The 22,586-nt window shown below is 39.7% G+C and carries 21 protein-coding genes; 10 read left to right on the plus strand and 11 right to left on the minus strand.

Annotation, left to right across the window (positions count from 1 at the left end; all coding sequences use genetic code 11):
• Nucleotides 1-106 precede the first annotated feature (106 nt).
• The 7 genes from recN to J1G40_RS09865 all read left to right on the plus strand — a co-directional run bounded on the left by recN (nt 107) and on the right by J1G40_RS09865 (nt 7,723).
• Nucleotides 107-1,759 carry a DNA repair protein RecN gene (gene recN, locus J1G40_RS09835; RefSeq protein ID WP_265242459.1) on the plus strand — a complete coding sequence of 551 codons (1,653 nt, stop codon included), beginning with the start codon at nt 107-109 and terminating at the stop codon, nt 1,757-1,759.
• Between the two features lie 63 nt (nt 1,760-1,822).
• Entirely contained in the window at nt 1,823-2,635 is an 813-nt protein-coding gene (locus J1G40_RS09840; RefSeq protein WP_265242460.1) for an enoyl-ACP reductase, read from the plus strand.
• 150 nt (nt 2,636-2,785) lie between these two features.
• Nucleotides 2,786-3,796 (plus strand): glycosyltransferase, encoded by a 1,011-nt coding sequence (locus J1G40_RS09845; protein ID WP_265242461.1) that lies wholly within the window; start codon nt 2,786-2,788, stop codon nt 3,794-3,796.
• 22 nt (nt 3,797-3,818) lie between these two features.
• Nucleotides 3,819-4,760 carry a YbbR-like domain-containing protein gene (locus J1G40_RS09850; RefSeq protein ID WP_265242462.1) on the plus strand — a complete coding sequence of 314 codons (942 nt, stop codon included), beginning with the start codon at nt 3,819-3,821 and terminating at the stop codon, nt 4,758-4,760.
• Nucleotides 4,757-5,344 carry a dephospho-CoA kinase gene (gene coaE, locus J1G40_RS09855; protein WP_265242463.1) on the plus strand — a complete coding sequence of 196 codons (588 nt, stop codon included), beginning with the start codon at nt 4,757-4,759 and terminating at the stop codon, nt 5,342-5,344. The genes J1G40_RS09850 and coaE overlap by 4 nt, the downstream gene beginning before the upstream one ends.
• A 78-nt stretch (nt 5,345-5,422) precedes the next feature.
• On the plus strand, nt 5,423-7,003 hold the full coding sequence (locus tag J1G40_RS09860; protein ID WP_265242464.1) for a sensor histidine kinase: 1,581 nt from the start codon (nt 5,423-5,425) through the stop codon (nt 7,001-7,003).
• Between the two features lie 6 nt (nt 7,004-7,009).
• The gene (locus tag J1G40_RS09865; protein WP_265242465.1) at nt 7,010-7,723 is read left to right on the plus strand and encodes a response regulator transcription factor; all 714 of its coding nucleotides are present in this window, start codon (nt 7,010-7,012) and stop codon (nt 7,721-7,723) included.
• Between the two features lie 117 nt (nt 7,724-7,840).
• Here the strand turns inward: J1G40_RS09865 and J1G40_RS09870 are convergent, their stop codons facing one another.
• The 7 genes from J1G40_RS09870 to J1G40_RS09900 form a co-directional block, all read right to left on the minus strand.
• Nucleotides 7,841-8,344 carry a gluconokinase gene (locus J1G40_RS09870; RefSeq protein WP_265242466.1) on the minus strand — a complete coding sequence of 168 codons (504 nt, stop codon included), beginning with the start codon at nt 8,342-8,344 and terminating at the stop codon, nt 7,841-7,843.
• Nucleotides 8,345-8,350: 6 nt separating this feature from the next.
• Nucleotides 8,351-9,259, minus strand: coding sequence for a tRNA (adenosine(37)-N6)-dimethylallyltransferase MiaA (gene miaA / locus J1G40_RS09875; RefSeq protein WP_265242467.1), 909 nt, complete (start codon nt 9,257-9,259; stop codon nt 8,351-8,353).
• A gap of 2 nt (nt 9,260-9,261) precedes the next feature.
• Nucleotides 9,262-10,095, minus strand: a complete 834-nt coding sequence (locus tag J1G40_RS09880; protein ID WP_265242468.1) for an ion transporter — start codon at nt 10,093-10,095, stop codon at nt 9,262-9,264.
• A gap of 1 nt (nt 10,096) precedes the next feature.
• Nucleotides 10,097-11,215 carry an exonuclease domain-containing protein gene (locus J1G40_RS09885; RefSeq protein ID WP_265242469.1) on the minus strand — a complete coding sequence of 373 codons (1,119 nt, stop codon included), beginning with the start codon at nt 11,213-11,215 and terminating at the stop codon, nt 10,097-10,099.
• A gap of 39 nt (nt 11,216-11,254) precedes the next feature.
• Nucleotides 11,255-11,908 (minus strand): YggS family pyridoxal phosphate-dependent enzyme, encoded by a 654-nt coding sequence (locus J1G40_RS09890; RefSeq protein ID WP_414855668.1) that lies wholly within the window; start codon nt 11,906-11,908, stop codon nt 11,255-11,257.
• 164 nt (nt 11,909-12,072) lie between these two features.
• A complete protein-coding gene (locus tag J1G40_RS09895; protein ID WP_265242470.1) occupies nt 12,073-12,960 on the minus strand; it encodes a 3-hydroxyacyl-CoA dehydrogenase family protein in 888 nt (295 codons plus the stop codon).
• Between the two features lies 1 nt (nt 12,961).
• Nucleotides 12,962-13,930, minus strand: a complete 969-nt coding sequence (locus J1G40_RS09900) for a Gfo/Idh/MocA family protein (protein WP_265242471.1) — start codon at nt 13,928-13,930, stop codon at nt 12,962-12,964.
• A gap of 75 nt (nt 13,931-14,005) precedes the next feature.
• Between J1G40_RS09900 and J1G40_RS09905 the strand changes: the two genes are divergently transcribed.
• Nucleotides 14,006-14,647, plus strand: coding sequence for a protein-L-isoaspartate(D-aspartate) O-methyltransferase (locus J1G40_RS09905; RefSeq protein WP_265242472.1), 642 nt, complete (start codon nt 14,006-14,008; stop codon nt 14,645-14,647).
• Nucleotides 14,648-14,663: 16 nt separating this feature from the next.
• On the opposite strand, the gene smpB is transcribed toward J1G40_RS09905, so the two are convergent.
• Complete coding sequence (smpB, locus tag J1G40_RS09910) at nt 14,664-15,125, minus strand: SsrA-binding protein SmpB (protein ID WP_265242473.1); 462 nt, start codon at nt 15,123-15,125, stop codon at nt 14,664-14,666.
• Between the two features lie 112 nt (nt 15,126-15,237).
• Here smpB and J1G40_RS09915 point away from each other — a divergent pair, with 112 nt between their 5' ends.
• Nucleotides 15,238-15,984 carry a DUF6503 family protein gene (locus J1G40_RS09915; protein ID WP_265242474.1) on the plus strand — a complete coding sequence of 249 codons (747 nt, stop codon included), beginning with the start codon at nt 15,238-15,240 and terminating at the stop codon, nt 15,982-15,984.
• A 62-nt stretch (nt 15,985-16,046) separates the two neighbouring features.
• On the opposite strand, the gene J1G40_RS09920 is transcribed toward J1G40_RS09915, so the two are convergent.
• Complete coding sequence (locus J1G40_RS09920) at nt 16,047-16,592, minus strand: SixA phosphatase family protein (protein WP_265242475.1); 546 nt, start codon at nt 16,590-16,592, stop codon at nt 16,047-16,049.
• A gap of 91 nt (nt 16,593-16,683) precedes the next feature.
• Here J1G40_RS09920 and J1G40_RS09925 point away from each other — a divergent pair, with 91 nt between their 5' ends.
• A complete protein-coding gene (locus J1G40_RS09925) occupies nt 16,684-19,125 on the plus strand; it encodes a PorP/SprF family type IX secretion system membrane protein (RefSeq protein WP_265242476.1) in 2,442 nt (813 codons plus the stop codon).
• A 1-nt stretch (nt 19,126) separates the two neighbouring features.
• Here the strand turns inward: J1G40_RS09925 and J1G40_RS09930 are convergent, their stop codons facing one another.
• Together J1G40_RS09930 and clpB are read right to left on the minus strand one after the other, a co-directional pair.
• Nucleotides 19,127-19,723 carry a TetR/AcrR family transcriptional regulator gene (locus tag J1G40_RS09930; protein WP_265242477.1) on the minus strand — a complete coding sequence of 199 codons (597 nt, stop codon included), beginning with the start codon at nt 19,721-19,723 and terminating at the stop codon, nt 19,127-19,129.
• A gap of 116 nt (nt 19,724-19,839) precedes the next feature.
• The gene (clpB, locus tag J1G40_RS09935) at nt 19,840-22,440 is read right to left on the minus strand and encodes an ATP-dependent chaperone ClpB (protein ID WP_265242478.1); all 2,601 of its coding nucleotides are present in this window, start codon (nt 22,438-22,440) and stop codon (nt 19,840-19,842) included.
• Nucleotides 22,441-22,586 lie beyond the last annotated feature (146 nt).

The following is a 22,586-nucleotide window of genomic DNA, read 5'->3' on the forward strand; positions in this document are numbered from 1 at the left end:
TGTCTTTTCATTACTCATAACCCTTTTAGCGAACAAAGCCCAAATCGGAATCCTTTTTTCTGACTGTAATATGAATTATCTTTAGCCCCCTAAAGAGGTTTGTCCTGTGCTTACACAACTATCTATTAAGAATTACGCTTTAATCAATGATCTTGCGGTCGGTTTTGGCCCTGGCTTTACTACCATTACAGGAGAAACAGGAGCAGGTAAGTCTATTCTGCTTGGAGCATTATCCTTGATTTTAGGAAAACGTGCAGATTTGTCGGTGCTGCAAGACAAGGAGCGAAAATGCATAATTGAAGGAGAATTTGATATAGCCAGGTACAGCCTGAGTGCGTTTTTTAAAATTCATGATCTGGATTATTATGACAACTCCATAGTCAGAAGAGAAATTCATCCAGGAGGTAAGTCCAGAGCATTTATTAATGATACCCCTGTTACTTTAGATGTTTTATCCCAATTGGGTATGCAGCTGGTAGATGTCCATTCCCAGCACCAAACCTTGCGTCTTACGGAACAGGATTTTCAATTGAAGGTAGTAGATGCCCTGGCAGCTAACAAAGACGTTTTATCTGCCTATCAAGAGGTGTACCGAATCTATCAGACAACTTTAAAAGACTTAAATCAACTTATTGATTCACAGCATATAGCGATTAAAGAATACGATTATAATTCATTCCTGTTTAAGGAATTGGAATCGGCACCCCTACAAGCAGGGATTCAGAACGACCTGGAAGAGGCTTATGAACAGTTGAGTAATGTGGAGACTATTTTAGAACAGTTGGGAAATACCAGTGGTTTGTTATTAAATGAACCAGTGGGAATTCTTTCAATGCTCTCGGAATTGAAACAGAGCACTAATAAACTGGCTAATTTTGGTTCAAAGTACGACCAATTGAACCAACGGGTGCAGTCTGTACTAATAGAAGCTAATGACATAGCAGCTGAAATAGAAAATCTACAGGAATCCGTAGAGGCTAATCCCGGAGAACTGGAAAAGATAAATTCGAAGTTACAATTGCTTTATGACCTTCGTAGAAAACACGGAGTAGAGCGTATTGAGGAGCTTATTGCAATAAAGGAAGCACTGGGTGAAAAAATAGCCGTTACCGAAGACCTTGATACTGATATTGCACAGAAAAGAGAACAACTAGATGGGTATACCAGAGACCTTGAAAACAAAGCGGCCCTGCTGAATAGCAGGAGGCGGGATGCGATTCCAAAACTAATTAAGCAGTTAGAAGAGTCATTGGGTACATTGGGAATGCCTAATGCCACTTTTAAAATAGAAGTGGAAACAGCAGCAAATTATAAAATTACGGGCAAGGACGAACTGGTATTAAGATTTTCGGCAAATAAAGGAGCTGATTTCGGAGAGTTAAAAAAAGTGGCCTCGGGAGGGGAATTATCCCGGATAATGCTGGTGATTAAGGCGATAATAGCACAATCCGAACAATTGCCAACTATGATGTTCGATGAGATAGATACAGGTGTATCTGGTGAAATATCAAATAGCATGGGAGATATTATGCATAAGATGAGCAGAAATATGCAAATATTTTCAATTACACATTTACCACAGGTTGCCGCTAAAGGCGATCATCATTTTAAAGTGTATAAGCAAGACGATACCCATAGTACACAAACCAAAATGAAAGAACTAAATGAAGACGAGAGGATAGTGGAGCTTGCCGAAATGCTGGGGGGCAAATCAATTTCAGATGCAGCCATGGCTCATGCTCGTGAGTTGTTGAATTGATTGCTGATCTTGTTTATCTTTTTTAAATATCTTTGAACCCAATTACCAAACTAAATAAATAACATGGCATACAATTTACTAAAAGGGAAAAGAGGAATTATTTTTGGCGCTTTAGACGAGAAGTCCATAGCGTGGAAAACGGCAGAGCGCGTCCACGAAGAAGGAGGTGCTTTTGTCTTAACCAATGCGCCAATAGCAATGAGAATGGGGCAGATTAATGTACTGGCCGAGAAGACGGGAGCCACTATAATTCCTGCAGATGCTACCAGCGAAGAGGATCTTAATAATCTTATAACCAAGTCGGTAGAGATCCTAGGCGGTAAAATAGATTTTGTATTGCACTCTATCGGGATGTCTGTAAATGTTCGAAAAGGGCGACATTATACCGATGAAAAATATGATTTTACTACTAAGGGTTGGGACGTTTCAGCACTTTCTTTTCATAAAGTAATGCAAAGCTTGTATAAGAACGATGCTATGAATCAATGGGGAAGTATAGTTGCATTGACCTATATGGCTGCTCAGCGTACTTTTCCTGATTACAATGATATGGCAGATAACAAAGCTTATCTGGAATCCGTAGCCAGAAGTTTTGGTTACTTTTTTGGAAAAGAAAAAAAGGTAAGAGTAAATACCATCTCACAATCTCCCACACCGACAACAGCCGGGCAAGGCGTTAAAGGATTTGACGGGTTTATAAGTTATGCTGAGAAGATGTCGCCTTTAGGAAATGCCAGTGCGCAGGATTGTGCGGACTACACGGTTTCCTTGTTTTCGGATCTTACACGTAAAGTGACCATGCAGAATCTTTTTCACGATGGCGGATTTTCAAATACAGGGGTAAGCCAGGAAGTAATAGAACACTTTTCAGAGTAGTTTAGAAATTTCAGGAATAATTGGCCAAAATAAATTAAAATCAATTGTCTGCCTAAAATTGCCATGTAGTGTGCCAATGAGGACCAACAATAACCGCGATTGGAACAAAGAGATATTTGAGGACCTCCAGGCTATTTTTAAACCCAGTCAATGCAATTAAATTACTCATTTGTAATTCCCGTTTACAACAGGCCGGATGAGCTGAGGGAATTGCTACGGAGTTTAACCGCCCTGGACTTTGAAAGGCCTTATGAAGTGGTGATAGTAGAGGATGGGTCTCAATTTACAGCAGCTGATGTGGTAGAGGACTTCAGAGGATCACTATCATTGGTTTATCTTACAAAAGAGAATACAGGACCGGGAGATTCCAGGAATTATGGCATGGCCAGGGCCTCGGGAGATTATTTTCTTATTTTGGATTCGGATTGCATTCTTCCGCCAGACTATCTCAGGGCAATCGATACGGCTTTGTCTGCAGAATACGTAGATTGTTTCGGAGGGCCAGACGCTGCCCATGACTCCTTTACCAGGATACAGAAAGCGATAAATTTTGCAATGACCGCTGTTTTAACCACGGGGGGAATTAGAGGAAAGGAAAAAAGCGTAGGCAAGTTCCAGCCCAGAAGCTTTAATATGGGGATTTCACTGAAAGCATTTGAGAGTACCGGAGGTTTTGGCAAAATACATCCCGGAGAAGACCCCGATCTGAGTATACGCTTGTGGAAGAATGGCTTTACAACAAAATTGATACCTCAGGCTTTTGTATATCACAAGCGCAGGATAGATTTCGGGCTTTTTTTTAAACAAGTGAAAAAATTTGGAAAAGTAAGACCTATACTCAATAAATGGCATCCGGAAACCGGTAGTATAACTTATTGGTTTCCATCTGTATTTTGTTTGGGCTTCTTATTTGCGTTGATACTCTGTTTTTTAGCCCCTTATCCTTACAATTACATGTTTATAGGACTTTACCTCTTATATTTTATATTGGTGTTTTTAAGCGCATCCATTAGCACTAAAAGCCCTGCTGTTGGTGTTTTATCTGTCATTGCTGTTGGGATTCAATTTATAGGATATGGCTACGGTTTCCTAAAGTCGACTATCTTAGTTAATTTTAGCAGAAGAACACCACAGGAAATATTTCCCCAATTGTTTTTCTAAGACATCTATGAGCCCGAATAAAATGAAAAAAGGACGGATCAGGAGAAAAGTAAACATATTTTTTATATTTCTGGTGTCTGCTAGTTTGGCATGGCTGGTGAGCCAGCTTTCGGAAGATTATACACAGGGAACTTCATTTGATTTGGTATATATCAATATTCCAGACACCCTAAGACTCAATAAAGCATCTAAGGATAATATTGATGTCAGACTCAGAGCAAGTGGCTTCCAATTCCTGGGGTTTAATTTCAGGAGAAAACAAATCGCAATAGATTTAAGCAAATTAAACCGCAGAGGTACACGGTACTATATTCCACAGAGCGATTACAGGAGACAAATACAAAATCAACTGACTGCTTCAATGACCTTACTCGAAGCAGACCGGGATACCTTATTTTTTGAATTTTATAAAGTGTTTAAAAGAGAAGTCCCTGTGCAATCTGATGTTACTATTAATTTGGGCCAGAATTTTTTATTGGAGGAAGAAGTATCGTTAATTCCAAATAGCGTTGTACTCATGGGGCCAAGGGAAGAAATAGAAGCTGTAAACTTTATCAATACCGCAAATTTAGAGTTATCGGATATTACATCAGATTTTGTCAGTCAGGTGGCTCTTACCAGGCCGGAAGCATTGCAAAACACAACATATTCGATAGATTCCGTTGAGATTAGTGGAAGGGTCTTTCGCTTTTCTGAAAAAATTATAGACATCCCAATCCGGGTAATAAACCTTCCTGAAGGAACTGCCATCAGGACTTTTCCGGATGCTGTATCGGTATTGTGCAAAGGGAAGATCGATAAATTGAAAGACCTCAATACGGCCGATTTTGAAGTGATCGGAGATTATGATAAGGTGAGCAAGAGTCGGCAGATGCTAGAATTGAAATTAACTACAATTCCCGATATAATACACAGTGCAAAGCTTCTGGAGAGTGAGGTTGAATTTATTTTGAAACGAGAATGATGATCGTAGGGCTAACAGGAGGTATTGGTAGCGGCAAAAGCACAGTTGCCGGTTATTTTAAGGAGCTTGGGGTGCCCGTGTACAATTCTGATAAGCAAGCTAAAAAACTGATGCGCAACTCCAAGAAATTAAGAAAAGCCATCATTAAATTGCTGGGAGAGGACGCTTACATTGGGAAGAAGTTAAACCGATCTGTTATTGCTCAAAAAGTTTTTAACAATAAGGAATTGTTAGAGGGGTTAAACCACCTGGTACATCCGGCAGTAAAGCAACACTTTCTGAAATGGGCCAGAAAGCAGGAGAGTAACTATGTGATTCAGGAGGCCGCTCTGCTTTTTGAAAACGGCTCCTATAAGAACTACGACAAAATGATACTTGTTAGAGCACCTCTCTCTCAGAGAATTGCCAGGCTTCTGGAACGGGATGGCAGTTCCGAGTCTGAAATAATGGCCAGAATAAAGCACCAGTGGAGTGATGAAGAAAAAAGTGCTTTGTCCGACTATTTAATAGACAATATTGACCTTGAAAAAACCAGATCGGAAGTAGCACTTATCCATCGTGAGCTATTGAAAATATCAGGCTGAGCGCAATTTTAACATTTTTGTTAAGGTTAGGTTAAACAGGCAATCATCTAATGTTAAATTTCTAATTTTACGGAAAAGATGAATAAGAGATTATTTGTTCTTCTTGTTATTTTAATGAGCCTTTCTCTGATTGGAATAATTTCAGTGCAACTGTACTGGATCAAAAGTTCCTTAGAAGACAAGGAAGAGCAATTTGCGTATGCTGTTACGGATGTTCTTAGCAAGGTTACCGATAAGATCGAGAACCGGGAAATTAAAGATTATTCAGATAGGTTTTTAAGCCTTCGTGATAGTATCGGAGAACTAAAAAGCTCCCAATTAAGCAACATTTTTTTTATTGATCGGGATATAAATTCAAATGAGATTCTTTTTTATTCTCATGGGATTCTCGAAGAAGATTATAATATAGCATCAACGTTCTTTGACAATGGCGATGGATCTGATACCAGCACCATAAAAAACTTTACCAGCAAGCGTACAAAAACCATATTTAAGGAAGAATATGGGTTGGATGGCAAAGCTTACAAGCTTAATCCGGTTCAAAAATTGGAGAAAGTTGGTGGTCTTTCCAGCATAGATAAGGCCGCTTTTGACGACGTTTATCGCGAGTTTGCGGAGAAAGAACCTATTCATGATAGAGTTTCTAAACAGGAAATTGAACTTTTGTTAGATACTGAATTAAAGAATAGGGGTATGGATATCGACTATGAATACGGTGTTTATAGTCGGGGTTTACCAACAAAAGTAAGATCTAGAAAGTTTAAGTTCACCAGTAACAGCCTTTATCAGGCTCCGATTTTTAAGAATAGCGAGGGAAGCAGTAATTTTTCCCTTTTGTTATCCTTTCCAAAAGAAGGTAAATTTTTATTGGAGACCATTCTTGGCATGGCTACACTTTCATTGATGTTCACCCTTATTATTGTTGTTGCGTACGCCGGAGCTATATATCAGCTAATTCGTCAAAAACAGATTTCTGAAATAAAATCTGATTTTATCAATAATATGACCCACGAGTTTAAAACTCCTATTGCTACTATCAACCTGGCTGTGGAGGCAATTCGAAATCCAAAAATAATTTCGGATGAAGATAAGGTAAAAAGGTATCTGACAATGATTCGTGATGAGAACAAGAGGATGCATGCTCAGGTAGAAAACGTACTGAGGATCTCGAAATTGGAGAAAAACCAATTAGACATCCGTAAGGACAGGACAGATGTGCACGACATAGTACAAGACGCTATTACCCACATCGAACTTATTGTACTGGACAGAGGGGGTTATGTTAATTCACATCTGGAGGCGGAAAGGTCAGAGGTTTTGGCAAATGATATGCATTTTGAAAACGTCATTGTGAATATTCTGGACAATGCCGTAAAATACTCTCCCGAAGCCCCAAAAATTGATGTGTACACAGAAGTCGCTAATAATTATATAATTATTAAAATAAAAGATCAGGGTGCGGGAATGAGTAAAGCCGTTCTCAAAAAGGTATTCGAAAAGTTCTATAGGGAACATACCGGAGATATACATAACGTTAAAGGTCATGGATTAGGACTGGCCTATGTAAAAAAGATTGTAGATGATCATCAGGGGGAAGTTTATGCCGAAAGTGAAAAAGGAAAAGGAAGCACTTTCTACATAAAACTACCTTTAATATAAAATTTTATGGAAACAGCAGAGAAGAAAATACTTTTAGTGGAGGATGATCCCAACTTTGGGATTGTGTTGAAAGATTACCTGTCGATGAACGATTTTGACGTCACATTGGCTAAAAATGGTATGGAAGGTTTTGAAAAGTTTAAAAAGGACAATTATGACGTCTGTATTCTTGATGTTATGATGCCCTATAAAGATGGGTTTACCCTGGCAAAGGAAATCCGGGAGAAAAATGAACATGTGCCTATCGTATTCCTGACAGCAAAAACCATGAAGGAAGATGTTCTAAAAGGGTACAAGGCCGGTGCGGATGATTACCTTAATAAACCTTTTGATTCAGAAGTACTTCTGATGAAACTTAAAGCTATTCTTCAAAGAAAAGCATCCAATACATTGGCAGACAGCAAACAATTTGAGTTTAAAATTGGAAATTTCCATTTAAATTCGAAATTGAGATTTCTTAAATACAAGGATGAAGAGGCAATTAAACTCTCTCCAAAAGAGAACGAATTACTGCGTCTTCTGGCATTGCACGAAAACGACCTGATGCCCAGAGAACTTGCATTGACCAAGATCTGGAGAGATGATAATTATTTTACTTCCAGAAGTATGGATGTCTATATCGCAAAGCTTAGAAAATACCTGAAACGAGACGATACAGTTGAAATTTTAAACATTCATGGCGAAGGCTTTAGATTGGTCGTAAAAGAGGAACAGCAATAGCCCTGCTAAAAAGTATTAGAATTGTATTAACACGTCCCGGCCATTGCGTCGGGACGTTTTTTTTGACTGACTTAAGTATCTTGCGATTCTGGTTTGCCCGCCGCCTTTATGACTTTATTATTCCTTATTAATCCTTGTCATAATATTCCTTAGAATTATTTCCGGAGTAGGACTAATGGAAACAGTAATGGCCTTTTTAGGAGTTTCCAATGTTTCAAATTGAGATCGGAGCAAAGAGGCAGGCATAAAATGTCCTTTTCTTGCATTGAGTCTTTGTTGAATTTCTTCAAAAGTTCCCTCCAATAATACCCAGCTAACTTTATCCTGAATTCCTTCACTGAGTATAGCTCTGTAATCAGATTTTAAGGCAGAACAAACAATTACAGCACCCTTTAGAGCATGGGTCATTGCAAGTTTATTCAGGGCTATAAGCCAGTCTTTCCTGTCATCGTCGGTCAGGGGCTCGCCGGCAGCCATTTTAGTTACATTATAAGCAGGATGAAAATCATCGCCATCAAAAAAAGGAACTGTTAACTCCCTGGCGAGAAGCGTTCCAATGGTCGACTTGCCGCAACCGGATACCCCCATGACAAAATATATAGGTCCGCTTTTATTGCTCATACTTACTTATTTTAAACGGGCTTCAATTTGGACTACTATAGTTTCTAAGTCGTCCTGATAGTCTACCCAGAGTATTTCATTATTTTTTTTCAACCAGGTTAGCTGTCTTTTGGCAAATCTTCGGCTATTCTTCTTTATTTCTTCTACTGCAAAGTCCAGATCAATACTGCCGTCCAAATATCTGAATAACTCTCTGTAACCAACTGTTTGCAGCGCATTCTTATCCTTATATGCTACCAAGGCCTTTACCTCGTTTAGCAGGCCTTCTTTCATCATTTTATCCACTCTTAAATTAATACGATCATAAATAATTTCTCTTTCTGCTGTTATGCCTACGGTTACACATTTAAATGGCCGTGGAATTTTGGGCAGATTTAAAAAAGAAGAATAAGGACGCCCTGAACTAATACAAACCTCTAATGCCCGTACTAATCGGTGTGGATTATTTAAATCAACAGACTCATAATATTCAGGGTCTAACTCTTTAAGCTGATTTTGAAGTACCTCAATACCATCTGCCCTGTATCTTTCATTTAGATTGTCGCGCACACCGGCTGCTGTTTCAGGAAAATGATCCAGGCCATAAACTACCGCGTCCGAATAAAAACCGCTTCCTCCAACCATTATAGCCGTATCACCTACTTGAAAGAGTTGCTCCAGAACCTTCAAGGCATCACGTTCAAAATCCCCGACAGAATAAGTGTCATGGATGCTTTTATGCTGGATGAAATGATGGGGAACAGTGATTAATTCCTCTTTTGAAGGTACCGCCGTTCCAATTTGCATTTCCATGTAAAATTGCCTTGAATCTGCTGATAAAATCTGAGCTTCAAAATGCTGCGCAAGGGCGATAGCCAATTTTGTTTTACCAATCGCAGTAGGCCCGACAACGGAGATAAGCACCTTTTGGGCCATTACTATTCATTTAAATTATGGCCGCATTTTCTGCAAAATTCTGCGTCTGCTCTCTTAATCTCGGCTCCACAATCTGAACAAGACCTGCCGTCATCGTATTTTTCCATATCTTTTTTTGCTGAGGCGTACTCTGCAGAGACGATCCCGGTAGGTACCGCGATAATACCATAACCAATTATCATGATTAATGTAGCAATGATCTGGCCCAAACCGGTTTCAGGAGAAATATCACCGTATCCAACAGTTGTAAGGGTAACTATTGTCCAGTAAACACTATGTGGAATACTATTAAATCCATGTTCCGGCCCTTCTACCAGGTACATTATTGTACCTAACAAAACAGATATAATTATTAAGAAAAATACAAACACGAAAATTTTTGTCCTGCTGGCGTTTAATGCGCGAATCAGATTATTAGATTCCCCGACAAACCTTACCAGTTTTAATATTCTAAACACCCTTAGGAGCCTCAATGCTCTGAAAGCGGTCAGATATTGCGTGCCTACTACGAAATATGACAGGTATTTCGGAATTGTGGATAGCAGATCAATAACCCCGAAAAAACTGAAAATATATTTAGAAGGTTTTTTGATGCATATAATTCGCAGAATGTATTCAATTGTAAAAAGAATAGTTACTGTCCATTCAGAAACATTAAAAAATAGGTGGTATTTAGAATCAAATCTTGGAATGCTTTCTAACATCACAATGATCACACTATATACAATAAGTATCAACAGGGCGACATCAAATAATTTACCTGCCGGGGTATGCGTACCGTATATTATTTCGTGGAGTTTAACCTTCCAGTCCTTATGTTTTTCCTCTTTATTCAACTTATTCTTCTAATTCAATTATTTTGATCCCCTTTTTCTTCTCCAAATAGGAAATGATAATCTTCGTAGTGTGTTCATTACTTTCCATTGGAGTAATAATAGATTCTAAGATAGGGATATTATTTATTTGATGGTTAAGATCATAGTACCCGAGGCCCTTATATTCTCCTTCTTTTATCAGGATAGCGCTTTTTTCTCCAATCTCACGGCCTTTGTCGATAATGAGTACACTTTTTCTGTGCAATTCATGTCCTTCGGGTAAACTGCCGTTTAAACGACTTTTCGCATTTATTTTGATCGTATGAAGCTGGTTAAACCTGGGTTTGTTTCTTCTTAATTCCTCGTGCTCTTTTAATTGGGCAATAAGCTGACTTCCGGTAATTTCATAGGTTACTTTTTTGGTAGCCTTTTGAATGCGCCTGGCCCGCTGCCCATCTTTAGTGAAGTGTGTGTTTACGCGCTTTTTTATGTTTGTGCTTTTCCCTAAAAAGATGATATCGCCATCTTTATTATGCATGTAATAAACTCCGGTTCCCGAGGGCATATTTTCAACGATTTCTAATTGGGTAGGGGAGAGTTCGCCCATAGTTTCTTCCCTTACCACCCCTTTCAGAATGGTCTTATCAGAATCCTTTGTCAGTAATAATTTAAAGAGTTTTAGAGTGGCGAGGGCATCCCCATTTGCCCTATGTCTGTCGCTTACAGGGATTCCCAAAGAACGCACTAACTTACCCAGGCTATGCGATGTTGCCTCTGGAATCAGGATTTTGGACAGGTCTACAGTACATATGGTTTTACGCTCATAATTATATCCGAGCCTCCTGAATTCTGTTCTTAGAATCCGGTAGTCGAATTGTGCATTGTGTGCTACCAAAACAGCATCCTCCGTTATCTCGATAATTCGTTTGGCCACCTCATGAAACTTTGGAGCAGTGCGCAGCATTTTATTATTTATTCCGGTTAGATTAACCACAAATGGTTGAATATCCTTTTCAGGATTGACCAGGCTGATAAATTGGTCGACCACTTTGTGCCCGTCATATTTGTGAATGGCAATCTCAGTAATACCTTCTTCATTGTATTTGCCCCCGGTAGTTTCTATGTCGAGTATTGCGTACATTTCAATTCTGATGCAGATCTTTTGTTAATTGCTGCCTATTTATATGATATTTCTTGCTCCAAAGATACTACTTCCAATACGGACCATGGTACTTCCTTCTTCAATGGCAATTTCATAATCGCCGCTCATTCCCATAGACAAAATGTTTGCCTGTGGAAGTTTTTCCTTGAGCCTTTCATAATATGCTTTAAGTTTCCTGAATTCTTTTCTGATTTGTTGCTCATCTGTGGTGAAAGTAGCCATACCCATCAGCCCCATGATTTTAACATGCTCCAAATGTTCGTATCCCAGAATTTCATCGAGTTCAATTTCATTCAATCCAAATTTAGTGTCTTCCTCGGCAATATGCATCTGGAGTAAACATGGGATAATTCTGTTTTCTTTTTTCGCTTGTTTATCTATTTCCTTTAAAAGCCTTAAACTATCTACCCCATGGACAAGCGCAACGTATGGCGCCATGTATTTCACCTTATTGCGCTGAAGGTGGCCAATCATATGCCATTCAATATCTTCTGGCAATAGTTCCCACTTCCGGGTCAGTTCCTGTACTTTGTTTTCACCAAAAATGCGCTGACCAGCGGCATATGCCTCCAGTATTTCTTCATTGGTCTTTGTCTTGGAAACCGCTACTAGGGTTACTTCCTTAGGGAGCGATTCCCTAATTTTTTCCAGATTTTCCTTTATGGACATAATTTTGTGCTCAATAGTTGTTTCGGACTTCCCAATAGGACATTCACAAATTTAGACTTGCCATTTGTCGGTAGGGATTAAATAAATTCATTTTGTCTTTTTATAGCTGATATCCCAATATAATTAGGATACGCTGTCTTAAAAGGATTTTGTTACTAAATGCCCGATTAAGAAAATTGAGCTGAAATTTTTTCAGCCTTTTTAGTCGAACTATAGTCGTAGAATCCCTCCCCCGATTTCACTCCCAATTTTCCTGCAGTGACCATATTTACAAGCAGCGGACAAGGGGCATATTTGGGGTTCTTAAAGCCATCATACAGGACGTTTAAAATAGAAAGACAAACGTCCAGACCAATAAAGTCTGCCAATTGCAGGGGTCCCATAGGATGGGCCATTCCCAGTTTCATTACCGTGTCAATTTCGTTCACCCCGGCTACCTTATTATATAGAGTTTCAATGGCCTCATTTATCATAGGCATTAGAATCCTGTTGGCAACAAACCCCGGATAGTCATTGACCAAAGTGGGGGTTTTACCCAACTTATTTGAGAGCTCCATGATTGTATTTGCAACCTTATCGGAAGTGTTGTAACCTCTGATTATTTCTACCAATTTCATAATAGGCACCGGATTCATAAAGTGCATCCCAATTACCATTTCCGGACGTTTGGTTATTGCAGCAATCTGAGTAATGGATATGGAAGAAGTGTTTGTGGCCAGGATACAATGTGCCCGACTTAGTTCATCTAATTGTTTAAATATATTCAATTTAAGATCCAGATTTTCTGTAGCGGCCTCCACGACAAGGTCCGACTCATTTATCCCTTTTCCTAAATCGGTAAACGTAGAAATTCGTTTTAAAGTAGCGTCTTTTTCAACTTCAGTAATTAACTCCCTGGCAACCATTCTATCCAGGTTTCTGGATATATTGGCCTTTCCCGAATTAAGTGCCTCTTCAGAAACATCTATGAGATTAACCAGGTAGCCATTCTGCGCAAACACATGAGCGATTCCATTTCCCATGGTGCCTGCCCCAATTACTGCTATATTTTTCATTTTAGTTTTTTTCAAAAGATTGTATTACTCCAAGTGCAACCCTTAGCGCATTGCTTCCCTGTTGTAGTGTAACCACCGGGGTGGTATCATTCCGAATGGCATCTGCAAAGGTTTCCAGTTCGTCTTTAATAGCATTATTCGGGGCAATTTCAGGGTTTTCAAAATAGATTTGCTTTTTATCCCCTTCAGCGTTTTGTAATACCATATCAAATTCTCCAGGGGATTCCGGTGCATCTTTCATTTTTACGACTTCTACCTTCTTTTCCAGAAAATCCACTGAAATATATGCATCACGTTGAAAGAATCGCGACTTCCGCATATTCTTTAAAGAGATTCTACTGGCAGTTAAATTGGCAACGCAGCCATTCTCAAACTCTATTCTGGCATTGGCAATGTCCGGGGAATTACTGATTACAGAAACACCACTGGCATTTATTTGTTTTACTTCAGCATCTACAACACTAAGGATGGCATCAATATCGTGGATCATAAGATCCAGAACCACAGGGACATCTGTTCCTCTAGGATTAAATTCGGCAAGGCGATGAGATTCAATAAACATGGGGGCCTTTATGCTCGACTTTACAGCCATAAAAGCCGGATTAAAGCGTTCTACGTGGCCCACCTGCCCTTTAACTTTAAACTTTTTTTCCAGGGCCAGTAACTCATTAGCTTCCTCCAGTGTATTTGTTATTGGTTTCTCTATAAACACATGCCGGTGTTGTTCCATGGCCTTTTTAGCACATTCGTAATGAGAAAGGGTAGGGGTAACAATATCTACAACTTCAACTGCCTCAATCAGAGCATCGATGTTGTCAAAATAAGTGTATCCAAATTCTTCTTCGACAGCTTTCCCATTATTGGCATCAGGATCATAAAAACCAATGAGTTCAAATTTATCAGATTCGTTAAGTAATCGTAAATGGATTTTACCCAAATGACCTGCGCCTAAAACTCCAACTTTGAGCATGTTTTATTTTTTTTCAAAAATAGGGAGATTAATTTTTAAAATGAATTTTCTAATTTCGTATTTAAAACCAAACCGTTGAAAGATACATTTAAACACAAAGGCATGCGCAACCAATTGGCAGATGTTGTTGCAGCCAAGGGAATTAAGGATAAAAAGGTGTTGGCAGCCATAAGGAGCATCCCCAGGCACCTCTTTATGGACAGCGGTTTTGAAGGACATGCTTATCAGGACAAACCTTTTCCTATTGCCGCCGGGCAAACCATTTCACAACCTTATACTGTTGCATATCAAACGGAGTTATTGCAGGTGAAAGACGGAGATAAAATCCTTGAAATAGGTACAGGAAGTGGTTACCAGACGGCAGTATTATTGCATTTGCGCGCTAAAGTCTTTACCATAGAAAGGCAACTAGAACTTTTTAAAAAAACCAATCTCTTTTTTAAGAAAATGGGGTATCGCCCCAAGAAATTTGTATTTGGAGACGGTTATAAAGGACTTCCAGAGGAGGCTCCATTTGATGGAATTATTGTAACTGCCGGAGCACCAGAAGTACCACAAGCATTGCTTTCACAGCTGAAAATTGGAGGTCGTTTGGTAATTCCGGTAGGAGATGAAGATCAGATTATGACATTGATCATCAGAAAGTCTGAAAAGGAGTTTGAACGCAAAGAATTGGGTTTATTTCGTTTTGTACCGTTATTAGAGGATAAAAACTGAGAGGGCTAACTTCAGTTTACCGGTTAAAACTTTTCTTAATCCTGTCCAGATCTCTTTTAGTGTCCCGTTCCTTGATAGACTCCCTTTTATCATAGAGTTTCTTTCCCTTTGCCAATGCAATTTTTAGCTTGGCCAGACCGCGATCATTTATAAAAAGGTTAAGAGGTACAATGGTAGATCCGGAAGTCTGTACTTCTTTTTGCAGTTTTTTGAGCTCTTGCTTATTTAGTAATAACTTGCGTTCTGCCTTGGGCTTGTGATTAAAATGAGATGCGTGAGAATATTCATCTACCTGCATATTAATAACGAAAAGCTCTCCTTTGTCATTAAATTCACAAAAACTTTCCGTGATTGATGCTTTGCCCAGGCGGATCGACTTAATTTCCGTGCCAGACAAGACAATACCGGCAATAAAAGTGTCTAGTATCTCATAGGAGAACCTTGCTTTTTTGTTTTTTATGTTGATACTTTTCTGCATGCGGTCACAAAAATAAGTACAAATCTATAATGTGTAGTTAATATTAAATTAATTACTGCACTGTTTTGTAAAGAATGCTGCATTTTTGCGATTATTACTAAAATAAGACAGCATGAAACCATATTTCTTACTGCTATTACTTATACTCACTGGCTGTGCGCAAAAATCGGCCAGGGAACTCACTGCCCAGCAAATTATAGATAAGGCCATAGAAGTAAGTGGGGGAGAGCGTTACGAGAAAAGTCATTTTAGTTTTGATTTCAGGGACAAGCAATATCTTCTGACGCGCGATATGAAGACCAACAAAAAACTGTTGATTCGTATGTGGAAGACAGATTCCACTCACATTATAGACACTAAGGGAAGCAATTTTTTTAAGAGAGTTGTAGACGGGAAAGAAGCAATTATAGCCGATTCAATGGCCCATAAGTATGCCAATTCTATTAATTCTGTTCATTATTTTGCTTATTTGCCCTACGGCCTCAATGATGCTGCAGTTAACAAGAAACTGCTGGGGGAGGCTAAAATCAAGGATAGCGATTATTATAAGGTCCAGGTAACATTTAATCAGGAAGGCGGAGGAGACGATTATGATGATGTGTACTTATATTGGTTTAATAAGGAGACCTTCAAGCCAGACTATCTGGCCTACGAATTTCATGTAGATGGTGGCGGAATGCGCTTCAGAGAGGCTTATAATGAACGATATATTGAAGGGATCCGATTTGTGGACTACAACAATTATAAACCAAAAGAAGATATTTCCATTATGGATATTGAAGAGCTCTTCTTAGCAGGTGAATTGGAGCTGCTTTCCAAAATAGAACTCACTAATATTGAGGTGGCAATAAAGGATTGATTTTCAACCAAAACTTATCACTATTGCCTTAATATTCAAAGCTTTGTCTTTTTATTTACGGATTACTCAGGGCAGTTGCAATTGAAGTGTAAACGTATATCTGTCGCCTTATTTCCACTGAGTTGTACAATAAACAGACTTCCGTTATCGTAGTCATCCATTGGGCCGTATTTGTCTTCACCTAAAATTTTATTTACAAAATCGGGGGTGGTATTACTATGTCCCACAACAAGTACGTTTTTTCCTAAGTTATCAGCTTTAAACTGGTCTATGTTTACCTCACCCGGACTGTAATACTGTACGGTAATATCTTGTTTCACTGCCGCCGGGGCAGCAGTCATTGTGGTCCTTTCATAATCTGTGGAATATATAGCATCCAAAGGAATATCCGATAAAATCTCTGCCCAGTGCATTGCCCGTCCAAGACCACGCTGATTGAGTTCGGGATCTACATTTTCAGGATTATTTCTGTCTTTTTCGGCATGCCGAATAAAATAATAGGTAGTTACAACCGTATCTATTTGTTCCTCCGTCGATTTTTTATCATCGTTACAGGCCGAAAAGGAAGTAATTAAAAAGGCAAATATTAAAAGTTGAATAGTTTTCATATTTAATTGGATTGCATAAATTTGTCAGCTTGCTCTATTTTAACTGTCATTAGTTCAAAATAGTATATAAATCTAATGTTTTTGAATTACAATGTTTAAGCGCTGCCTTTTATTTTTTACACTTTTTGCAATATATACATTGCAGGCACAAGAGCAGTTGCTTCCTCCAGATTTCCGGCAGCACAATTTAACAGAGTACAATTCTAGCTTCCTGAGTCCGGTTTTTGCCCTGGATAGAAATAATCCGCAGTCCGTAGCACTTTGGACGCGTTGGCAATGGCAGAGTATTGATGCCGATCCAACAACACTTTTTCTTAATTATACAAGGAGATTAGACACCGAGTCTGTTGCAGGAATTGGATTTTTTCAGAACAATACAGGAGTATTTATACAGTCGGGGAGCGTCTTGAATTACGCTTATGCACTGGATTTGGAATCGAACGCTCAAATAGCATTTGGGCTTAATTTATTCGGATTCGTCAGAAAACTGGCAGATACCTATCAACCAGATCCAAATATCGGCTTACCTGCATTAGCCGAAACCAATGATTTTATTTTACGCCTTGATCCAAGTCTGCGATTTAAACTAGATAGGTTTAGCATTGGTATTGTTGCCGAAAATTTGTTCGACTATAATTTTTCTACCAGTGAAAAGGATACCGGGCCAATGGAAAAAGTATATATAGGGTTGGCCAGCTACAGTTTTCCTGTCACTATTTTTGGCTCATCGGATAATTCATTTATTCAGCCCACAGTTTATATGAAAACCCTGCCCAATTACGGTAATCAATTTGGGTTTACCACTTTATTCTCTAATCCTAAGTTTTGGGTACAGGCCGGTTATAATAACTTTTATGGAGTTTCCGGTGGAGCAGGGGCAAGGTTGTTTGACAGGTTTTCTCTCGGAGCTTTGGTAGAATTTGGTAGTAGTGATGAGCTAACAGGTACAGATCCAACTTTTGAATTCGTAACTTCTTACAAGCTAGGGCCTATTGAGCGTAAGGACAAGATTGTACCGCCTGAAGAAGAGGAGGAGGAAGAAAAACCACTAATAACGGAAGAAGAGCAATTGGAAGACGCCGTAACCACTGAAGAGGCGGTGATCGACAAAAAAGAAGAACGCCGATTGGAAAAAGAGGCAGAACTGGCAGCCAGGCAAAGACGAAAAGATTCAGTAGCAGATGTAAGAGCCCAGAAGAAGCTGGCTGTGGCAAATGCGAAAGCCGCAGAAAAAGTGCAGGATTCTATAACCAGGGAAGAAAAGCGATTAAACCTGATTGAAGCCGAAAAAATTGCCCAGCGCCGTCAGGATTCTTTAGCTGAAATACGAACTCAGCAAAGGATAACGGATGCAGCCAGAATGCGTGAACAAAAAACGAACGATTCTTTGGCCCAGGTGCAAAAAGCAGCCGAGTTGGAAACTGCCAGGCAACTTACATTACAAAGAAGGAAAGATTCTATTAGTGCGGTAGAGAAAGAGAAAGAATTGGAGGCTCAAAGACTTGCTCAGCAAAGAGCCAGGGATTCTATAGCCGAAGTAAGGGAACAAGAAAGAATTGCAGAGGTGGCCAAAGTGCGCGAGCAAAAAAGGAAAGATTCTTTGGCCCAGGTGCAAAAAGCAGCGGAATTGGAAACTGCCAGGCAACTTGCTTTGCAAAGAAGAAAAGATTCTATCAGTGCGGTAGAGAAAGCGAAAGAATTGGAGGCCCAAAGAATTGCTCAGCAGAGAACCAGGGATTCTATAGCTGAAGTAAGGGAACAGGAAAGAATTGCGGAGGCGGCCAAAGTGCGCGAGCAAAAAAGGAAAGATTCGTTGGCCCGGGTGCAAAAAGCTGCGGAATTGGAAGCAGCCAGGCAACTTGCTTTGCAAAGAAGGAAAGATTCTATCAGTGCAGTAGAGAAAGCGAAAGAATTGGAGGCTCAAAGACTTGCTCAGCAAAGAACCAGGGATTCTATAGCTGAAGTAAGGGAACAGGAAAGAATTGCCGAGGCGGCCAGAAAAGCCGAACAGCAGAGGAAAGACTCCCTTGAAGCTGTCCAAAAGGCTGAGGCAGCAGCAATTGCCAGGAGAATAGCGGAAAAGAAAACACAGGATTCTTTGGCAAGGATAAAAGCTGAAGAAGAACTTGCAATTGCAAGGGCAAAAGAGCAGGAACGTATTCAGGATTCCATAGCGCAAGCCAAAGCAGAAGCGGCTGAAGCCTTTAAACAACAAGCTGCCCAAGAGGCTGCAGTAACCGTTGAACCGGAGGCCGGGGAGAAATATGAGGAAGCGGTCACTGAAGACGGTCTGGAACCAGGATTTTATCTTATCGCCAATGTTTTTGGCACAAAAAAATACTTCAACAGTTTTATGGCTACATTGAAAGATCAGGGATTAAGGCCCAAGTCGTTCTTCAGGAGCTTAAATAGCTACAACTATGTTTATTTACAGCGTTATGACTCTATGACCGAGGCCAGAAAAGCTAGAGATACGAAGTTCAATGGAAGATATCAGGGGAAAACCTGGATTTTCAGGGTTGTAGCACAGTAGTCTATTTCTTAATTTCCTTATTGATGAGCACCTCCAGATAGGCAACGGTATTCAATAAATATTTTCTATCCTGGGTGATGGTGGCCATGGCAACAGCGCCTTGCAACATGGTATACATTTGTTTCGCAAATTGCAGGGGAGTAACCGGCAACCTTAACTCATTATTATTTACACCATTTTCCAATACCAAGGCGATCTTCCCCTCAATAGTTTTCACGGTTTCCCTGGCTGCCGCTGAGAGTAGTTTATTATTATATTGGGCATCCACGCCAACATTCAGAACCGGACATCCGCCCAATTCATAAGTAAACTCGTCATAGCTCCTGTAGAATTCAGTGAGAACAAAAAGCTTTTGAATCGCTGTTCCCTCAGTGTTTAGTTGTTGATCAATGGCCTGGAGTAGGCGAGTGCTGTTGAATTCAAAGGCCGCAAGGGCCAGGGACTCTTTATTTTCAAAATTACCATACAAGGCCCCCTTTGTCAGACCAGTAGCCTCGGTAAGATCACTCATACTTGTCCCTACATAACCATGTTTATTAAATATTGGAGCTACTGTTTCAATAATAAAGGCAGTGGTTCTTTCGGCTTTGGTGGTCATAGAAATTCATTTTATACGAATATAGAAAAACTATATACTGCATGGTATATAATCGAATAAAAAAAATGTGCCTTAAAATATAACTTTAAGGCACACTCAATTATTGGTACGAACTATTATTTTACCAGCTCATTTTGATTCCTGAAAACCAAGCTGTCATCAAATGAATCTATCAGTACAATGCTGTCTGCCTTGACTTTCCCACCAAGCAGATCCTTAGACAGGGCATTTAAGACCTCTCTTTGAATTACCCTTTTTATGGGACGGGCTCCATATTGAGGATCGTATCCCATTTTTGCCAGATAGGCTATTGCTTCCTCTGTGGCGTCAATTGTAATATGCTGCTTAGAAAGCATTTTTTGTAATTGAGCCAGTTGCAATCTGACGATAGCAGTAATATTTTCCCTGGTTAGAGGTGTAAACATTATAATATCATCTATTCTGTTTAAAAATTCGGGACGGATAGATTGCCTTAATAATGCGAGTACCTCTACCTTGGAGGCTTCTGCCGCGGTGTGCAGATCAACTCCATCTCCAAATTTTTCCTGTATTAAATGACTGCCCATATTACTGGTCATTATAATGATAGTATTCTTAAAATCGGCCACTCTACCTTTGTTATCAGTAAGTCTTCCTTCATCTAATACCTGAAGCAATATGTTGAAAGTATCCGGATGTGCTTTCTCTATTTCATCGAGCAATACTACGGAATAAGGCCTTCTTCTTACTGCTTCGGTAAGTTGCCCACCTTCGTCATAGCCAACGTATCCGGGAGGTGCGCCAACCAGTCTGCTCACGGCATGGCGTTCCTGATATTCACTCATATCTATTCTTGTCATAGCATTTTCATCATCGAATAAATACGCAGCAAGAGTTTTCGCCAATTCTGTTTTACCCACCCCAGTGGTCCCTAAAAAGAGGAATGATCCTATGGGCCTCTTGGCATCTTGCAAGCCTGCCCTGCTGCGCCTGATGGCATCGGACACTGCCTGAATGGCTTCTTCCTGCCCAACTACTCTTTTATGTAAAACTTCTTCCAGTTTCAGGAGTTTTTCACGCTCACTTTGTAACATTTTCGTTACGGGGATGCCAGTCCATTTAGCTACCACTTCTGCAATATCCTCATTGGTAACCTCCTCCTTTATTAAAGTTCCGGCTTTCTGCTGCTCTGCAAGAGCAATTTGTAGTTTATCCAGTTTTTCCTGGGCATCCTTAATTTTACCGTATCTCAATTCTGCAACCTTCCCATAATCTCCGCTTCTTTCTGCACGCTCAGCTTCCAGCTTGAAGTTTTCAATATCCTGTTTTGTTTTTTGGATGTTATCTACAACGGTCTTTTCACTTTCCCATTTAGCAAATATTTCGGAACGCTCTTCTTTGAAATTGCCAAGCTCACTGTTCAATAAACTGAGTTTGGCTTTGTCGTTCTCTCTTTTAATTGCTTCGATCTCTATTTCCAGTTGCATTATTTTTCGGTCCAGGACATCTAACTCCTCAGGTTTCGAATTTATTTCCATTCTCAATTTGGAGGCGGCCTCGTCCATAAGGTCAATTGCTTTATCTGGCAGAAACCTATCGGTAATGTAACGCTGGGATAATTCAACAGCGGCAATGACAGCTTCATCTTTTATTCTCACTTTATGATGTGCTTCATACTTTTCTTTTAAACCCCTTAAAATAGAAATTGCACTTTCTGTATCAGGTTCGTTAACCACAACTTTCTGGAATCTTCGCTCCAGGGCTTTATCTTTTTCAAAGTACTTCTGATATTCATCTAAGGTGGTTGCACCAATTGCGCGCAATTCTCCCCTGGCCAAAGCTGGCTTCAGGATGTTGGCAGCATCCATGGCTCCTTGGCCCCCACCAGCGCCCACAAGAGTGTGGATTTCATCAATAAAGAGAACAATGTTCCCATCAGACGATGTTACCTCTTTAATCACCGCTTTGAGCCGTTCTTCAAACTCACCCTTGTATTTAGCTCCGGCGATTAGCGCACCCATGTCCAGGGAGTAGATGATTTTATCTTTTAAATTTTCGGGGATATCGCCCTGGATAATTCTATGGGCCAAGCCCTCGGCAATGGCAGTTTTACCCGTACCGGGTGCTCCAACCAACATGGGATTGTTCTTGGTTCTTCTGGAAAGTATTTGTAAAATTCTTCTGATTTCTTCATCCCTTCCAATAACCGGATCTAATTTGCCGCTATCTGCGAGTTCGTTGAGATTTCTCGCATATTTGCTCAAGGAATTATAAGTTTCTTCTGCGCTCTGTGAGGTCACCTTCCCACCTTTGCGAAGTTCTTCTATGGCGGCTTTAAGGTCTTTTTCTGCTACTCCCTGATCTTTAAGAATCTGAGAAATTTTGCTTTTGGATTTAAAGATGGCTAAAATGAAATGTTCTATTGAGACATATTCATCCTCCATCTTCTTGGCTATAATGCTGGCCTCGTTTACAGTTTTACCTGCCTCATTAGAAAATTGAAGTTGTCCGCCAGTAACTTTTGGAAAACGTTCCAGTTCTTTCTCCAGGATTTGATTCACCATGGGAATGTTGACCTGCAACTTTTTAAGAATAAAGGGTAATACATTTTCATCTACTGTGAATATCGCTTTAAAGAGATGTTCATTTTCTAGTTGCTGATGTTCCATTTCCTGAGCAAGCTGTTGTGCCTGCTGAATAACTTCCTGGGATTTTATAGTAAAATTATTTATGTTCATTATAGTATATCTTTGTGGTGTATATCAATTTTTCTAGCATAGTTCAACAACCTTACCAATAGGCCAAAGTAGACAAAATGACACCTTATAGCCTTAAAAACAAGTCATTACGGCAGTGTAAGGAATTATAGAAGTGCCGACCAATC

The sequence above is a fragment of the Muriicola sp. Z0-33 genome, from assembly GCF_026126425.1.
Taxonomy (GTDB): Bacteria; Bacteroidota; Bacteroidia; order Flavobacteriales; family Flavobacteriaceae; genus JAFMPW01.

Excerpts from the sequence above, each read along its gene's own strand:
- miaA (WP_265242467.1), bottom strand. The coding sequence starts at position 9,259 with ATGGCCCAAAAGGTGCTTATCTCCGTTGTCGGGCCTACTGCGATTGGT.
- J1G40_RS09870 (WP_265242466.1), bottom strand. The coding sequence starts at position 8,344 with ATGAGCAATAAAAGCGGACCTATATATTTTGTCATGGGGGTATCCGGT.
- J1G40_RS09930 (WP_265242477.1), bottom strand. The coding sequence starts at position 19,723 with ATGACCACCAAAGCCGAAAGAACCACTGCCTTTATTATTGAAACAGTA.
- J1G40_RS09900 (WP_265242471.1), bottom strand. The coding sequence starts at position 13,930 with ATGCTCAAAGTTGGAGTTTTAGGCGCAGGTCATTTGGGTAAAATCCAT.
- J1G40_RS09840 (WP_265242460.1), top strand. The coding sequence starts at position 1,823 with ATGGCATACAATTTACTAAAAGGGAAAAGAGGAATTATTTTTGGCGCT.
- J1G40_RS09915 (WP_265242474.1), top strand. The coding sequence starts at position 15,238 with ATGAAACCATATTTCTTACTGCTATTACTTATACTCACTGGCTGTGCG.
- clpB (WP_265242478.1), bottom strand. The coding sequence starts at position 22,440 with ATGAACATAAATAATTTTACTATAAAATCCCAGGAAGTTATTCAGCAG.
- J1G40_RS09895 (WP_265242470.1), bottom strand. The coding sequence starts at position 12,960 with ATGAAAAATATAGCAGTAATTGGGGCAGGCACCATGGGAAATGGAATC.
- J1G40_RS09885 (WP_265242469.1), bottom strand. The coding sequence starts at position 11,215 with ATGTACGCAATACTCGACATAGAAACTACCGGGGGCAAATACAATGAA.
- J1G40_RS09860 (WP_265242464.1), top strand. The coding sequence starts at position 5,423 with ATGAATAAGAGATTATTTGTTCTTCTTGTTATTTTAATGAGCCTTTCT.
- J1G40_RS09920 (WP_265242475.1), bottom strand. The coding sequence starts at position 16,592 with ATGAAAACTATTCAACTTTTAATATTTGCCTTTTTAATTACTTCCTTT.
- J1G40_RS09850 (WP_265242462.1), top strand. The coding sequence starts at position 3,819 with ATGAAAAAAGGACGGATCAGGAGAAAAGTAAACATATTTTTTATATTT.
- smpB (WP_265242473.1), bottom strand. The coding sequence starts at position 15,125 with ATGCAGAAAAGTATCAACATAAAAAACAAAAAAGCAAGGTTCTCCTAT.
- coaE (WP_265242463.1), top strand. The coding sequence starts at position 4,757 with ATGATGATCGTAGGGCTAACAGGAGGTATTGGTAGCGGCAAAAGCACA.
- J1G40_RS09865 (WP_265242465.1), top strand. The coding sequence starts at position 7,010 with ATGGAAACAGCAGAGAAGAAAATACTTTTAGTGGAGGATGATCCCAAC.
- J1G40_RS09925 (WP_265242476.1), top strand. The coding sequence starts at position 16,684 with ATGTTTAAGCGCTGCCTTTTATTTTTTACACTTTTTGCAATATATACA.
- J1G40_RS09845 (WP_265242461.1), top strand. The coding sequence starts at position 2,786 with ATGCAATTAAATTACTCATTTGTAATTCCCGTTTACAACAGGCCGGAT.